The sequence below is a fragment of the Pseudomonas sp. FG6 genome (assembly GCF_057809015.1).
The window spans coordinates 1-15,013 of the sequence record NZ_JBMDJD010000029.1 but is presented as its reverse complement, the minus strand read 5'-3'; the positions used below and the strand labels follow the sequence as shown (position 1 = coordinate 15,013).

Annotated in this window: 12 protein-coding genes; 11 read left to right on the top strand and 1 reads right to left on the bottom strand. The window is 62.1% G+C overall.

Annotated elements, in window-relative coordinates:
• Positions 1 to 77: 77 nt before the first annotated feature.
• The gene (gap, locus tag ACODSJ_RS18410) at positions 78 to 1,079 is read right to left on the bottom strand and encodes a type I glyceraldehyde-3-phosphate dehydrogenase (protein WP_489103094.1); all 1,002 of its coding nucleotides are present in this window, start codon (positions 1,077 to 1,079) and stop codon (positions 78 to 80) included.
• 220 nt (positions 1,080 to 1,299) lie between these two features.
• Here gap and edd point away from each other — a divergent pair, with 220 nt between their 5' ends.
• From edd to ACODSJ_RS18355, 11 genes are all read left to right on the top strand, one after another.
• On the top strand, positions 1,300 to 3,126 hold the full coding sequence (edd, locus tag ACODSJ_RS18405; RefSeq protein WP_489103093.1) for a phosphogluconate dehydratase: 1,827 nt from the start codon (positions 1,300 to 1,302) through the stop codon (positions 3,124 to 3,126).
• Complete coding sequence (locus ACODSJ_RS18400) at positions 3,123 to 4,082, top strand: glucokinase (RefSeq protein WP_489103092.1); 960 nt, start codon at positions 3,123 to 3,125, stop codon at positions 4,080 to 4,082. The genes edd and ACODSJ_RS18400 overlap by 4 nt, the downstream gene beginning before the upstream one ends.
• Before the next feature lie 89 nt (positions 4,083 to 4,171).
• Complete coding sequence (locus ACODSJ_RS18395) at positions 4,172 to 4,903, top strand: response regulator (protein ID WP_489103091.1); 732 nt, start codon at positions 4,172 to 4,174, stop codon at positions 4,901 to 4,903.
• The gene (locus ACODSJ_RS18390) at positions 4,893 to 6,359 is read left to right on the top strand and encodes an ATP-binding protein (protein ID WP_489103090.1); all 1,467 of its coding nucleotides are present in this window, start codon (positions 4,893 to 4,895) and stop codon (positions 6,357 to 6,359) included. Before ACODSJ_RS18395 ends, ACODSJ_RS18390 begins: the two co-directional genes overlap by 11 nt.
• A 244-nt stretch (positions 6,360 to 6,603) precedes the next feature.
• Positions 6,604 to 7,863, top strand: a complete 1,260-nt coding sequence (locus tag ACODSJ_RS18385) for a D-mannose isomerase (RefSeq protein WP_489103089.1) — start codon at positions 6,604 to 6,606, stop codon at positions 7,861 to 7,863.
• 115 nt (positions 7,864 to 7,978) lie between these two features.
• Positions 7,979 to 9,280: an ABC transporter substrate-binding protein gene (locus ACODSJ_RS18380; protein WP_489103088.1), complete on the top strand. Its 1,302-nt coding sequence runs from the start codon at positions 7,979 to 7,981 to the stop codon at positions 9,278 to 9,280.
• Between the two features lie 187 nt (positions 9,281 to 9,467).
• Positions 9,468 to 10,376: a carbohydrate ABC transporter permease gene (locus tag ACODSJ_RS18375; protein WP_489103087.1), complete on the top strand. Its 909-nt coding sequence runs from the start codon at positions 9,468 to 9,470 to the stop codon at positions 10,374 to 10,376.
• Positions 10,369 to 11,214, top strand: coding sequence for a carbohydrate ABC transporter permease (locus tag ACODSJ_RS18370; protein ID WP_489103086.1), 846 nt, complete (start codon positions 10,369 to 10,371; stop codon positions 11,212 to 11,214). The genes ACODSJ_RS18375 and ACODSJ_RS18370 overlap by 8 nt, the downstream gene beginning before the upstream one ends.
• Positions 11,215 to 11,216: 2 nt before the next feature.
• Positions 11,217 to 12,377: an ABC transporter ATP-binding protein gene (locus tag ACODSJ_RS18365; RefSeq protein ID WP_489103085.1), complete on the top strand. Its 1,161-nt coding sequence runs from the start codon at positions 11,217 to 11,219 to the stop codon at positions 12,375 to 12,377.
• 132 nt (positions 12,378 to 12,509) lie between these two features.
• Positions 12,510 to 13,856, top strand: a complete 1,347-nt coding sequence (locus ACODSJ_RS18360; protein WP_489103084.1) for a carbohydrate porin — start codon at positions 12,510 to 12,512, stop codon at positions 13,854 to 13,856.
• A gap of 250 nt (positions 13,857 to 14,106) precedes the next feature.
• A complete protein-coding gene (locus ACODSJ_RS18355; protein WP_489103083.1) occupies positions 14,107 to 14,961 on the top strand; it encodes a D-hexose-6-phosphate mutarotase in 855 nt (284 codons plus the stop codon).
• Positions 14,962 to 15,013: the final 52 nt, after the last annotated feature.

The following is a 15,013-nucleotide window of genomic DNA, read 5'->3' as shown; positions in this document are numbered from 1 at the left end:
GAAAGCAAAATGTGGGAGCGAACTCCCACATTAAGCATCTATCTCCAGCATCAAGCGTCCATCCGCCCCCGCGACAGTTACTCCGCGTTACACAACGCCAGGCAGTTATCCAGCATGCGGTTGGAGAAGCCCCATTCGTTGTCATACCAGGCCAGGACCTTGAGCAGCTTGCCGCTGACCTTGGTGTGGTTGGCGTCGAAGATCGACGACAGCGGGTTGTGGTTGAAGTCGCTGGAGACCAGCGGCAGGGCGTTGTAACCGAGGATCCGGGAGTGTTGGCTGGCCTGGCGCAGCAGGTCGTTGACTTGCTCGGCCGTGGCTTCGCGCTTGAGCTGCACGGTCAGGTCCACCAGCGACACGTTGATCACTGGTACGCGCACTGCCATGCCGGTCAGCTTGCCCGCCAGTTCCGGCAGCACCAGGCCCACCGCTTCGGCGGCGCCGGTCTTGCTCGGGATCATGTTCTGGGTGGCCGAGCGGGCACGGTACGGATCGCTGTGGTACACGTCGGTCAGGTTCTGGTCATTGGTGTAGGCGTGGATCGTGGTCATCAGGCCGCTTTCAATGCCCAGCTCGCGATGCAGCACCTGGGCCACCGGGGCCAGGCAGTTGGTGGTGCACGACGCGTTGGAAATGATCTGGTGGGACTGGCGCAGGATGTCATGGTTCACGCCATACACGACGGTGGCGTCGGCGCCCTTGGCCGGGGCCGAGATGATCACCTTGCGGGCGCCGGCGCTGATATGGGCGGCGGCCTTGGCGCGGTCGGTGAACAGGCCGGTGCATTCGAACACAACGTCGATCTTCTCGGCGGCCCAGGGCAGTTCGGCCGGGTTGCGGATGGCACTGACCGAGATGCGGTCGCCATTGACCGTCAGGCTTTCGTGATCGTGCTGCACGTCCGCGTCAAAGGTGCCGTGTACCGTGTCGTACTTGAGCAGGTGCGCATTGATGGCACTGTCGCCCAGGTCGTTGATCGCGACGATCTGCAAGTCGCGACGGTAGCCTTGGGTATACAGTGCGCGGAGGACGTTGCGGCCGATGCGGCCAAAACCATTGATTGCGATTCGAAGAGTCATTCACTGCACCGCCGTCGATTTGTTGTTGGAATTACAAGATTATGCGCAAAAAAATAGAAAACAAGCCTTTTTGATGGCAGTATTTTGTTTTATCTACAACGAGTGACCTGAAACAACTGGTCCAAAAGGTCGGTAAGCCGCTTGTCGCCTGATGTGCGCAGCGGGTTCTGACCAGCATAGACAATCAGGTCGCCACACCCGTTAGCCTGGAGTTCTACACATGCATCCCCGCGTTCTTGAGGTCACCGAACGGCTTATCGCCCGCAGCCGCGCCACGCGCCAGGCTTACCTTGCATTGATCCGTGGTGCAGCCAGCGACGGTCCGATGCGCGGCAAGCTGCAATGCGCCAACTTCGCCCACGGCGTGGCCGGTTGCGGCAGCGAAGACAAGCACCACCTGCGGATGATGAACGCCGCCAACATCGCCATCGTGTCGTCCTATAACGACATGCTTTCGGCCCACCAGCCCTACGAAACCTTCCCGGAACAGATCAAGAAAGCCCTGCGTGAAATCGGCTCGGTGGGTCAGTTCGCGGGCGGCACGCCGGCCATGTGCGACGGCGTGACCCAGGGCGAAGCGGGGATGGAACTGAGCCTGCCGAGTCGCGAGGTGATCGCGCTGTCCACGGCGGTGGCGTTGTCCCACAACATGTTCGACGGTGCACTGATGCTCGGCATCTGCGACAAGATCGTGCCGGGCCTGATGATGGGTGCGCTGCGCTTCGGTCACTTGCCGACGATCTTCGTGCCGGGCGGGCCGATGGTCTCGGGCATTTCCAACAAGGAAAAGGCCGACGTGCGCCAGCGCTACGCCGAAGGCAAGGCCACTCGTGAAGAGCTGCTGGAATCGGAGATGAAGTCCTACCACAGCCCCGGCACCTGCACCTTCTACGGCACCGCCAACACCAACCAACTGCTGATGGAAGTGATGGGCCTGCACCTGCCGGGCGCTTCGTTCGTCAACCCGAACACCCCGTTGCGTGACGCCCTGACCCGCGAAGCGGCGTTCCAGGTGACGCGCATGACCAAGCAGAGCGGCAACTTCATGCCTATCGGCGAAATCGTCGACGAGCGTTCGCTGGTCAACTCTATCGTCGCGCTGCACGCCACTGGCGGTTCCACCAACCACACCCTGCACATGCCGGCCATCGCCATGGCGGCGGGCATCCAGCTGACCTGGCAGGACATGGCCGACCTCTCCGAGGTGGTGCCGACCCTGAGCCACGTCTACCCGAACGGCAAGGCCGACATCAACCACTTCCAGGCGGCGGGCGGGATGTCGTTCCTGATCCGCGAACTGCTGGAAGCCGGGTTGCTCCATGAAGACGTCAATACCGTGATGGGGCCTGGCCTGAGTCGCTACACCCAGGAGCCGTTCCTCGAAGACGGCGAACTGGTGTGGCGCGACGGCCCGATCGAAAGCCTCGACGAAAATATCCTGCGCCCGGTGGCCCGCGCGTTCTCGCCGGAAGGCGGGTTGCGGGTGATGGAGGGCAACCTCGGCCGTGGGGTGATGAAGGTCTCTGCGGTCGCCCTGGAAAACCAGGTCGTCGAAGCGCCGGCCATGGTCTTCCAGGATCAACAGGACCTGGCCGACGCATTCAAGGCCGGGCTGCTGGAGAAGGATTTTGTCGCGGTCATGCGCTTCCAGGGGCCGCGCTCCAACGGCATGCCGGAATTGCACAAGATGACGCCGTTCCTTGGTGTGCTGCAGGATCGCGGTTTCAAGGTGGCGCTGGTCACCGACGGACGCATGTCCGGCGCGTCGGGGAAGATCCCGGCGGCCATTCACGTCAGCCCCGAAGCTTATGTCGGCGGCGCGTTGGCCCGGGTGCGGGAGGGCGATATCATCCGCGTCGATGGCGTCAACGGCACCCTGGAATTGAAGGTGGACGCCGACGAATTCGCTGCACGCGAACCTGCCAAGGGCCTGTTGGGCAACAACATCGGCACCGGTCGCGAGCTGTTCGGTTTCATGCGCATGGCGTTCAGCTCGGCGGAGCAGGGCGCCAGCGCCTTCACTGCTGCCCTGGAGACAATTAATTGAAACTGGCCCTGGTCGGTGACATCGGTGGGACCAACGCACGTTTCGCGTTGTGGAAGAACCACAACCTGGAAAACATCCAGGTGCTGGCGACGGCCGACTATGCCTGTCCGGAAGACGCCATCAAGGTTTACCTCAATGGCCTGGGCATGGCTCCGGGCGCCATCGGTTCGGTGTGCCTGTCGGTGGCCGGGCCTGTGAGCGGTGATGAGTTTCGCTTCACCAACAATCACTGGCGCCTGAGCAACCGGGCGTTCTGCGAGACCTTGCAGGTGGAGCAGTTGTTGCTGGTCAACGACTTCTCGGCCATGGCCCTGGGCATGACCCGTTTGCGTCCTGGTGAGTACCGGGTCGTGTGCGAGGGCACGCCGGAGCCGATGCGTCCGGCGGTGGTGATCGGCCCGGGCACCGGGTTGGGCGTCGGTACGCTGCTGGACCTGGGCGAAGGCCGTTTTGCGGCGCTGCCGGGTGAGGGCGGTCATGTGGACCTGCCGATGAGCAGCCCGCGGGAAACCCAGTTGTGGCAACACATCTACAACGAGATCGGCCATGTCAGCGCCGAGACCGCCCTGAGCGGCAGTGGTCTGCCGCGGGTGTACCGGGCCATCTGCGCGGTGGACGGCCATGAGCCGGTGCTCGACACCCCCGAATCCATCACTGCGACGGGCCTGGCCGGCGACCCCATCGCCCTGGAAGTGCTCGAACAGTTCTGCCGTTGGCTGGGCCGCGTGGCCGGCAACAACGTGCTGACCGTTGGCGGGCGTGGCGGCGTGTTCATCGTCGGTGGCGTGATTCCGCGGTTCGCCGATTTCTTCCTCGAAAGCGGTTTCGCCCGTTGCTTCGCGGACAAGGGTTGCATGAGCGATTACTTCAAGGGCATTCCGGTGTGGCTGGTGACCGCACCGTACTCCGGGCTGATGGGCGCGGGGGTGGCGTTGGAGCAGTCGAACCCAGTTTGAGAGGTGGTCCTCTGTGGGAGTTAGTGGTGTTTGAAGATTCCGTCCCTCAGGCATAATCCGCCCAACCTAAACAACAAGGACGCGGCCCCGTGAGTTCAGTAAACAAATCGATTTTGTTGGTCGACGACGACCAGGAGATTCGCGAGCTGCTGGACACTTACCTCAGCCGCGCGGGGTTTCAGGTGCGCACCACGCCCGACGGCGCGGGGTTTCGCCAGGCGTTGAACGATGCGCCGAGCGATCTGGTGATCCTCGATGTGATGTTGCCCGACGAGGATGGCTTCAGCCTGTGCCGCTGGGTTCGCCAGCATCCGCGCCAGGCCCATGTACCGATCATCATGCTTACCGCCAGTTCCGACGAGGCCGACCGGGTCATCGGCCTGGAGCTGGGCGCCGACGATTACCTGGGCAAGCCCTTCAGCCCCCGTGAATTGCAGGCGCGCATCAAGGCCTTGCTGCGTCGCGCGCAGTTCGGTCAGGAGCGCCAGGGCGGCGAAGTGCTGGCTTTCGACGAGTGGCGCCTGGACATGGTCAGCCATCGGCTGTTCCACACCGACGGCGAAGAAGTGATTCTCTCCGGCGCCGATTTCGCCCTGCTCAAGTTGTTCCTCGACCATCCCCAGGAAATCCTCGACCGCGACACCATCGGCAACGCCACCCGTGGTCGCGAGCTGATGCCCCTGGACCGTATCGTCGACATGGCGGTCAGTCGCCTGCGCCAGCGTTTGCGCGACACCGACAAGCCGCCGCGGCTGATCCGCACGGTGCGTGGCAGCGGGTATCAGCTGGCGGCCAGCGTGGTTGCCAGCAATGGCCATTGATTGGCGCAAACTGGCCCGCCGGGTGCCGGTGCCGCGTTCGTTGCTGGGACGGATGCTGCTGCTGACGTTGCTGGTGGTGCTGTTCGCCCAGACCCTGTCCAGCCTGATCTGGGTCTCGCAACTGCGGGCGACCCAACTCGAAGGCCTGGTCACCAGCGCCCGCAGCCTCGCCCATTCGATGACGGCCAGTGTCAGTTACCTGCGCTCGCTGCCGGTGGCTTACCGGCCGCTGGTGCTCGATCAACTGCGCAGCATGGGCGGCACGCGGTTCGTCGTCACGCTCAACGACAAACCCCTGGGCATGGATGTGCTGCCCGTCACGCCGCGTAAGCTGGCGGTGATCAAGGCCGTGGATGAGGTGTTGCGTCGCTCCCTGGGCAGTAACGCCGACATCTCCGTCACCTTTGTCAGCCCTGACGACCTGCGGATTTTCAACGCCGGGCTGAAGCTCGACGAGTTGCCACGTTCGTGGGCCCACTACGCCTTGACCCTGGAGCCGGTGAACCCGCCGGTGCTGGTGACGCAGATCCAGATGGCGCCGGGCGAATGGCTGTACATCGCCTCGTTGCTGCCCGAACCCTACACCAGCCTTGAAGAGCAAGACCTGCCCAAGCAACAGGTCGGCTTCATCGTGCTCACCAGCAGCCTGTTGCTGCTGTTCATCGGTTTGCTGGTGCATTGGCAAAGCCGGCCGCTCAAGCGTTTGGCCCGGGCCGCACGGGACATGTCCCTGGGCGCCGAAGTGCAACCGGTGGCCGAGGGCGGCGGCAGCGAAGTGGTGGAAGTGGGGCGGGCGTTCAACGCCATGCGTGAGCGCATCAGCCGCTACCTGACCGAACGCAGCCAGTTGTTCAGTGCGATCTCCCACGACCTACGCACACCCATTACGCGGCTGCGGTTGCGGGTCGAGTTGTTGGAAGACGAAAACCTGCAGGCCAAGTTCGGCCGCGACCTGGACGAGTTGGAGTTGCTGGTCAAAGGCGCGCTGCAATGCGTCAAGGACACCGACATCCACGAGAACATCGAGCCGGTGGACCTCAACCATGTGCTCGATTGCCTGGTCGAACCTTACCTGGCGCCCAACGGCAACGGCCGCGTGACCCAGGACGGCCGGGCGCTGGCGCCGTATCCGGGCAAGCCGCTGGCGCTCAAGCGCTGCATCGGCAACCTGATCGACAACGCCTTGAAATATGGGCAGAACGCCCACCTGCACATCGATGACGATGAAAGCGCCTTCATCCTCCACGTCGACGACGAAGGGCCGGGCGTGCCGGAGCAACGCCTGGAACAAGTCTTCGAACCGCACTTTCGCCTGGCCGGGCAGCAGCAGGGCTATGGCCTGGGCCTGGGCATCGCCCGCAACATCGCCCACAGCCATGGTGGGGAAGTGAGCTTGCAGAACCTGCGTGAGGGTGGGTTGCGGGTGACGTTGCAGTTGCCCCGCAGTGTCGATTAGTTAAACCGCGTTATCGTTCATCGCGAGCAGGCTCGCTCCCACCCTGATTGAGGGTGTTCACCGTTTTTGTGTTCACCGCCAAACCCTGTGGGAGCGAGCCTGCTCGCGATGGCGCCAGTAGCCTCAACCCATCTCCCAGATAAATGTCACAAGCTGGTGACATAACGCGCCCCTTTCGTTACCTGCCTCTCGCCACCCCTTGTTTAGACTCCCTGCGTCAAAACAACAAAAAAGGTACTCCCCGATGGACACCTTCCAACCGGCCTTCAGTAGTTGGCTGAATGCCCCTGCCCACCAGCAATGGCTCGCCGCCGAAGGTCTGCGGCTGCTGGCGTTCGCCAAGGCGTCGAAGCTGCCTGGCGGCTTTGGCAACCTCGACGAGCGAGGCTGCCTGCCGGTCGACGCTCGCGCCGAAACCATGAACACCGCCCGCATGACCCACAGCTTCGCCATGGCCCACATCCAGGGCCTGCCGGGCTTCGCCGAACTGGTCGATCATGGCGTCCAGGCCCTCAGCGGCCCCTTGCGCGACGCCGAGCACGGTGGCTGGTTCGCCACCGCGCAACCGGCTGACGGCGACACCGGCAAGGCCGCGTACCTGCATGCCTTCGTCGCCCTGGCCGCCAGCTCCGCAGCCGTGGCCCAGCGTCCCGGCGCGCAAGCCTTGTTGGACGAGGCGGTGCGGATCATCGACGAGCATTTCTGGTGTGAGGAGGAGGGCGCGCTGCGCGAATCCTTCAATCGCGACTGGAGCGAGGACGAGGCGTATCGCGGCGCCAACAGCAACATGCACGCCACCGAAGCCTTCCTGGCCCTGGCCGATGTCACCGATGATCCGCGCTGGCTGGCGCGTGCCCTGCGCATCGTCGAGCGGGTCATCCACGGGCACGCCGCCGCCAACGACTACCTGGTGGTGGAGCATTTCGACCGCCACTGGCAACCGTTGCGCGAGTACAACCACGACAATCCCGCCGACGGTTTCCGTCCCTACGGCACCACGCCCGGCCACGGTTTCGAATGGGCGCGTCTGCTGTTGCACCTTGAGGCTGCACGGGTGCGGATCGGCATGCTGACCCCGGGCTGGCTGGTCCAGGATGCGCAGAAACTGTTCGAGCAGAACTGCTGCCATGGTTGGGACGTCGATGGCGCGCCCGGCATCGTCTACACCCTGGACTGGGACAACCGCGCCGTGGTTCGCCATCGCCTGCATTGGGTTCACGCCGAAGCGGCGGCTGCCGCCAGCGCCTTGCTCAAGCGCACCGATGAGCAGAGGTACGAAGCCTGGTACCGGCGCTTCTGGGAGTTCTGCGACACACATTTCATCGACCGCTGCAACGGCAGTTGGCATCACGAACTCGACCCGCAAAACCGCCCGAGCGCCGACATCTGGCCGGGCAAACCGGACCTGTACCACGCCTGGCAGGCGGTGCTGATCCCGCGCTTGCCCCTGGCCCCCAGCATGGCGACGGCCCTGGCGCAGCTCTCCGGGCCGGCGCCTGTGTAACCATGCCGTGACATTTGCACGTCCCTTCGTTACCTGCCTAGGGATATCCCCTGATTAGAATCCATGCAGCGCAAGCACCAGACTTGCATGCATAACAACAAGAAGGTAATTCCAGATGAATGCGATTTCTCGCCTCGCTACTGTCATTTCTCTTGCTTCTTTGCTTCCCGTCGCAGCCTTTCCTGTCAGCACCCTTGCCGCCGAATCCAAAGGTTCCGTGGAAGTCGTCCACTGGTGGACGTCGGGTGGTGAAAAAGCCGCGATCGATGTGCTCAAGGCCCAGGTGGAGAAAGATGGCTTTACCTGGAAGGACGGCGCTGTCGCCGGTGGTGGCGGTTCCACTGCCATGACCGTGCTCAAGAGCCGCGCCGTGGCCGGCAACCCACCGGGTGTCGCCCAGATCAAGGGTCCGGACATCCAGGAGTGGGCCTCCACCGGGCTGCTCGACACCGACGTCCTGAAGGACGTGGCCAAGCAGGAGAAGTGGGACAGCCTGCTCGACAAGAAAGTCTCCGACACTGTGAAGTACGACGGTGACTACGTCGCCGTGCCGGTGAACATCCACCGCGTCAACTGGCTGTGGATCAACCCGGAAGTCTTCAAGAAAGCCGGCATCGAAAAACCACCGACCACCCTCCAGGAATTCTACGCCGCCGGCGACAAGCTCAAGGCCGCCGGTTTCATCCCGCTCGCCCACGGTGGCCAGCCTTGGCAGGACAGCACCGTGTTCGAAGCCGTGGTGCTCTCGGTCATGGGTGTCGATGGCTACAAGAAAGCCCTGGTCGACCTGGACAACAAGGCCCTGACCGGTCCGGAAATGGTCAAGGCGCTGACCGAGCTGAAGAAAGTCGCGACCTACATGGACGCCGATGGCAAAGGCCAGGACTGGAACCTGGAAGCGGCCAAGGTCATCAACGGCAAGGCCGGCATGCAGATCATGGGTGACTGGGCCAAGAGCGAGTGGACCGCCGCGAAGAAAGTCGCCGGCAAGGACTACGAGTGCGTCGCCTTCCCGGGTACCGACAAGGCCTTCACCTACAACATCGACTCCCTGGCGGTGTTCAAGCAGAAGGACAAGGGCACAGCGGCCGGCCAGCAGGACATCGCCAAGGTCGTGCTGGGCGAGAACTTCCAGAAAGTCTTCAGCATCAACAAGGGTTCGATCCCGGTGCGCAACGACATGCTGGGCAACATGACCCAATACGGTTTCGACTCCTGCGCCCAGACCGCCGCCAAGGACTTCCTGGCCGGTGCCAAGACGGGCGGCCTGCAGCCGAGCATGGCGCACAACATGGCGACGACGCTGGCGGTGCAGGGTGCGTTCTTTGACGTGGTGACCAACTACATCAACGACCCGAAAGCCGACCCTGCCGATGCCGCCAAGAAGCTTGGCGCCGCGGTCCAGTCTGCCAAGTAATCGTTAGCACCGCAGGCCTCCTCCCTGTGTGAGCGAGCCTGTGGGAGCAAAGCTTGTTCGCGATGAACGATAACGCGGTCATTGGAAAGACCGAGGTGCCTTCATCGCGAGCAAGCTCGGCTCCCACACAATCCCGCTCCCACAGGAAATGCCTTTGTAATCCTTATCTCTTGTAGTGGATCTTCCCATGAGTTCTGTTGCTGTGTTCAGCAAGGCCTCGCCGTTCGATGCATTGCAGCGCTGGCTCCCGAAACTGGTGCTGGCGCCGAGCATGTTCATCGTCCTGGTGGGCTTCTACGGCTACATCCTGTGGACGTTCGTTCTGTCGTTCACTACCTCGACTTTCTTGCCGAACTACAAATGGGCAGGCCTGGCGCAGTACGCACGGCTGCTGGACAACGATCGCTGGTGGGTGGCGAGCAAGAACCTCGCGGTCTTCGGTGGCTTGTTCATTGGCATCACCCTGGTGATCGGCGTGCTGCTGGCGGTGTTCCTGGACCAGCGCATCCGCCGCGAAGGTTTCATCCGCACCATCTACCTGTACCCGATGGCGCTCTCGATGATCGTCACCGGTACGGCCTGGAAGTGGTTGCTCAACCCGGGCATGGGCCTGGACAAGTTGCTGCGTGACTGGGGCTGGGAAGGCTTTCGCCTCGATTGGCTGATCGACCCGGACCGTGTGGTGTATTGCCTGGTGATCGCAGCTGTGTGGCAGGCGTCGGGTTTCATCATGGCGATGTTCCTGGCCGGCTTGCGGGGCGTCGATCAATCGATCATCCGCGCTGCGCAGATCGATGGCGCGAGCATGCCGCACATCTACTGGAAAGTGGTGCTGCCGAGCCTGCGTCCGGTGTTCTTCAGCGCCGTGATGATCCTGGCGCACATCGCCATCAAGAGTTTCGACCTGGTGGCCGCGATGACCGCCGGCGGCCCGGGCTACTCCTCGGACCTGCCTGCCATGTTCATGTACTCCTTCACCTTCAGTCGCGGCCAGATGGGCATGGGCTCGGCCAGTGCGATCCTGATGCTCGGTGCGATTCTCGCGATCATCGTGCCTTACCTGTACTCCGAGCTGAGGACCAAGCGTCATGACTAGTCTCGCTGCCAAACCTGCCATCAGCCTGAGTCGCATCGCGATCTACGCGGTGCTGATCCTCGCTGTACTGCTTTACCTGGTGCCGCTGCTGGTCATGTTGCTGACCAGCTTCAAGACCCCGGAAGACATCAGCACCGGCAACCTGCTGAGCTGGCCGACCGTGGTCAGCGGCATTGGCTGGGTCAAGGCCTGGGCCACGGTCGACGGCTACTTCTGGAACTCGATCAAGATCACCGTCCCGGCGGTGCTGATTTCGACCGCCATCGGTGCCTTGAACGGCTACGTGCTGTCGATGTGGCGCTTTCGCGGTTCGCAGTTGTTCTTCGGCCTGTTGCTGTTCGGCTGCTTCCTGCCGTTCCAGACCGTCCTGCTGCCGGCCTCGTTCACCCTCGGCAAGATGGGGCTGGCCAGCACCACCACCGGCCTGGTGTTCGTGCACGTGGTCTACGGCCTGGCCTTCACCACGCTGTTCTTCCGCAACTACTACGTCAGCATTCCCGATGCGCTGGTGAAGGCGGCACGACTGGACGGCGCGGGTTTCTTCACGATCTTCCGGCGAATCATCCTGCCGATGTCCACCCCGATCATCATGGTCTGCCTGATCTGGCAATTCACCCAGATCTGGAACGACTTCCTGTTCGGCGTGGTGTTCTCCAGCGGCGATTCGCAGCCCATCACGGTGGCGCTGAACAACTTGGTCAACACCAGCACCGGGGCCAAGGAATACAACGTTGATATGGCGGCGGCGATGATCGCCGGGCTGCCGACCCTGCTGGTCTATGTGATCGCAGGCAAGTATTTCGTGCGCGGCCTCACCGCCGGCGCAGTCAAGGGGTAATCATGGCAACGCTCGAACTTCGCAATGTAAACAAGACCTACGGTGCCGGCCTGCCGGACACCCTGAAGAACATCGAGTTGTCGATCAAGGACGGCGAGTTCCTGATCCTCGTCGGACCTTCGGGTTGCGGCAAGTCGACGCTGATGAACTGCATCGCCGGGCTGGAGACCATCACCGGTGGCGCGATCATGATCGGCGACCAGGATGTCAGCGGCATGAGCCCGAAGGACCGTGACATCGCCATGGTGTTCCAGTCCTACGCGCTGTACCCGACCATGAGCGTGCGGGAGAACATCGAGTTCGGCCTCAAGATCCGCAAGATGAACCAGGCGGCCATCGACGAGGAAGTCACTCGCGTGGCCAAGCTGTTGCAGATCGAACACCTGCTCAATCGCAAGCCCGGCCAGCTTTCCGGTGGCCAGCAGCAGCGCGTGGCCATGGGCCGGGCACTGGCGCGGCGACCGAAGATCTACCTGTTCGACGAACCGCTGTCCAACCTCGACGCCAAGCTGCGGGTCGAGATGCGCACCGAAATGAAACTGATGCACCAACGCCTCAAGACCACCACGGTCTACGTGACCCACGACCAGATCGAAGCCATGACCCTGGGCGACAAAGTGGCGGTGATGAAGGACGGGATCATCCAGCAGTTCGGTACGCCGAAAGACATCTACAACAACCCGGCCAACCTGTTCGTGGCGAGCTTCATCGGTTCGCCGCCGATGAACTTCATCCCGCTGCGCCTGCAACGCAAGGACGGTCGCCTGCTGGCGCTGCTCGATAGCGGCCAGGCTCGTTGCGAGCTGCCGTTGGGTATCCAGGACGCCGGTCTGGAAGATCGCGAAGTGATCCTGGGCTTGCGTCCGGAACAGATCGTGCTGGCTGGCAACGAGCCAAACGGCTTGCCGACCATTCGTGCCGAGGTTCAGGTCACCGAGCCTACCGGCCCGGATACCCTGGTATTTGTCAGTCTAAATGACACCAAGGTTTGCTGCCGCCTCGCGCCGGACGTGGCTCCACAGGCAGGGGAGACGATGACGCTTCAATTTGATCCTTCAAAAGTATTACTATTTGATGCCGGTACCGGTGAGCGCCTGGGTGTGGCTGGCCAAGCGCAGGCTGAAGCGCGGACCGACAACGTGGCGCAGTTCAAGGGCCGCTGAAGCTGTGAATGCGAGGGCTGGGTTGTGGAAGCTCTCACAGGGAGTATGCGAGGGGCAGGTAACGGCTCGTCGCAATCGTTGTAAACCGCGTTAGATAAAAACAGTTAATAACAATAAGACGAGGATGTAGGGATGAAGAAGAAAAACAACGCCCAGCTCATCTGCCAGTTGTCTGCCGTTGCGGCGATGATGCTGGCCGGTAGCGTACACGCGGCCGACGCGTTCAGCGCCGATTCGCAGTGGATGACGGGCGACTGGGGTGGTGAGCGGACCAAACTGATCGAGCAAGGTATCGACATCAAGGCTGACTATGTCGGTGAAGTGGGTGGCAACCTGCACGGTGGCTACAACAACGACAAGACGGCGCGTTACGCCGACCAGTTCGGCCTGGGAGTGGCGCTGGACCTTGAAAAGCTGTGGGGCTGGGACAACACCCAGGCCAAGATCCAACTGACCAACCGTAACGGTGAAAACATCTCCAACGACCGTGTTGGCGACCCGCGTGCCGGCACCTTGAGCTCCTCGCAGGAAGTCTACGGCCGTGGTCACATGGTCCGTCTGACCCAACTGTGGATCAAGCACCAGTTCCTCGACGGCAAGTTGGACGTCAAGGCCGGTTACTTCGGCGAAGGCGAAGACTTCAACACTTTCCCTTGCGAGTTCCAGAACCTGGCCTTCTGCGGTTCCCAGGCGGGTAACTGGGCGACCGGCATCTGGTACAACTGGCCGGTCATGCAGGCTGCACTTCGTGTGAAGTACAACATCACGCCTGAGTTCTATGCGCAGATCGGTGCGTACAACCAGAACCCCTCGCAGCTGGAGCACGGCAACGGCTTCAAGCTCAGCGGCAGCGGCACCAAGGGTACGGTCATTCCGGTCGAACTGGTCTGGTCGCCGAAGGTCAACAACCTGCCGGGCGAATACCGTGTCGGTTACTACAAGAGCACGGCTGATGCCAATGACGTGCGTGAAGACGACAATGGCAATGATGCCGCCACTACCGGTAATGCCTACCGCAGCCACAACAGCAAGCACGGCTACTGGTTCGTCGCGCAGCAGCAACTCACCACCCACGACGGTGACGCCTCACGCGGTCTGAACATCGCGGCCAACGCGACCTTCCATGACAAGGACACCAACTTCGTCGACAACTATCAGTCGCTGATGTTCGTGTACAAGGGGCCGTTCGACGCGCGTCCTAAAGATGACATCGGGATCGGCTTCTCGCGGATCCATGTCAACGATGACGTGAAGAAAAACGCTGAGCTGACCAACGCGGCCAATGGTGTCACCGACTACAACGATCCGCTGTTCGCGCCGTTGCGCAGCACTGAGTACAACTACGAGCTCAACTACGGCGTCCACGTCACCAACTGGCTGACCGTACGTCCCAACCTGCAATACATCACTCACCCAGGCGGTGTGGATGAAGTCGACAACGCCCTGGTGGCCGGCCTGAAAATTCAGTCGGTGTTCTAACGCTGTTGCGATAAGCTCCTCTCTATGTGCGCATATTTGCGGACGGCCAAGGCTGTCCGCTTTTTTTTGTGAGGCGTGGTGGCTAACGCAGAACCTGTGGGAGCAAGGCTTGCCCGCGATTGGGGCGATGCGGTCTCTCATATAGAAGGCGTCTGTTTCGCGAGCAAGCTTTGCTCCCATAGTCCAACCTCTTGCCACAAGAACGTGCCGTAGAAAATTGAGTATTGAATGATTTCCAGGACCGCGGCACATGCATGAGCACCCGCTACAACGCTTTTTCAGATCCTTGCGCGAGCGCCCGGTATTTGCGTGGGAGCGCTATCGCCAGCGTGATGTGCTGGTGATCGATCATCCGCTGTGCCAGGCGGTCTTCAGTCGCCAGGGTGCGCAATTGCTGCATTTTCAGCCACGTGGCCAGAAACCCTGGCTGTGGTGTGCGGCCAAGTGGCCGCAAGTCGGCGCGATACGTGGCGGGGTGCCGGTGTGTTGGCCCTGGTATGGCCGTCATCCCAGCGAAAACGCCTGGCCGTCCCACGGTTGGGCACGCCTGATCGACTGGAAGCTGCTCGACAGTCGTAGCGATGAGGACGGTGTGCACCTGCACTGGCAACTGCAACTCTGTGACTGGCAAGTGGATCTGCACGCCGACCTGGGGGAACGCATGGAGTTGCGCCTGAGCACCGAGCATCAAGACAGCCTGCCTTGCCAGTTGAGCCAGGCTTTGCATGCCTACTGGCGTATTGGTGACGTTGGTGAGGTAGCGCTGTCTGGGCTCGAAGGGGCGCATGGTTATGATCAGTTGAACCGCTCGGTTTGCCAGCAGCAAGGCGAGTTGCGGGTCGAGGGTGGCTGTCAGCGGGTGTTCCAGCATGAGGGGCAATTGCAGCTCAAGGACCACGCCTGGCAGCGTGAGTTGTGCATCGACACCGGCGACAGCGCCGACACCGTGGTCTGGCATCCCGGCGCGCGCCCGCTGCTGGGGGTGAGCTGGGATGAGGTCAATGAATTTGTCTGCGTCGAAGCGGCCAGTGGCGGCACCGACAGCGTGTGCCTGGCACCGGGGGAGCGGGCGCATTTGAGTTTGCAGGCTTGGGTGGGGGCTTGATTCAGGATTTCATCGCTGCTGCTGGTCTCTTCGTCGGATCGCCGCCCGGAGC

Excerpts from the sequence above, each read along its gene's own strand:
- ACODSJ_RS18370 (WP_489103086.1), top strand. The coding sequence starts at position 10,369 with ATGACTAGTCTCGCTGCCAAACCTGCCATCAGCCTGAGTCGCATCGCG.
- ACODSJ_RS18355 (WP_489103083.1), top strand. The coding sequence starts at position 14,107 with ATGCATGAGCACCCGCTACAACGCTTTTTCAGATCCTTGCGCGAGCGC.
- ACODSJ_RS18385 (WP_489103089.1), top strand. The coding sequence starts at position 6,604 with ATGGACACCTTCCAACCGGCCTTCAGTAGTTGGCTGAATGCCCCTGCC.
- ACODSJ_RS18365 (WP_489103085.1), top strand. The coding sequence starts at position 11,217 with ATGGCAACGCTCGAACTTCGCAATGTAAACAAGACCTACGGTGCCGGC.
- ACODSJ_RS18375 (WP_489103087.1), top strand. The coding sequence starts at position 9,468 with ATGAGTTCTGTTGCTGTGTTCAGCAAGGCCTCGCCGTTCGATGCATTG.
- ACODSJ_RS18390 (WP_489103090.1), top strand. The coding sequence starts at position 4,893 with ATGGCCATTGATTGGCGCAAACTGGCCCGCCGGGTGCCGGTGCCGCGT.
- gap (WP_489103094.1), bottom strand. The coding sequence starts at position 1,079 with ATGACTCTTCGAATCGCAATCAATGGTTTTGGCCGCATCGGCCGCAAC.
- ACODSJ_RS18380 (WP_489103088.1), top strand. The coding sequence starts at position 7,979 with ATGAATGCGATTTCTCGCCTCGCTACTGTCATTTCTCTTGCTTCTTTG.
- edd (WP_489103093.1), top strand. The coding sequence starts at position 1,300 with ATGCATCCCCGCGTTCTTGAGGTCACCGAACGGCTTATCGCCCGCAGC.
- ACODSJ_RS18360 (WP_489103084.1), top strand. The coding sequence starts at position 12,510 with ATGAAGAAGAAAAACAACGCCCAGCTCATCTGCCAGTTGTCTGCCGTT.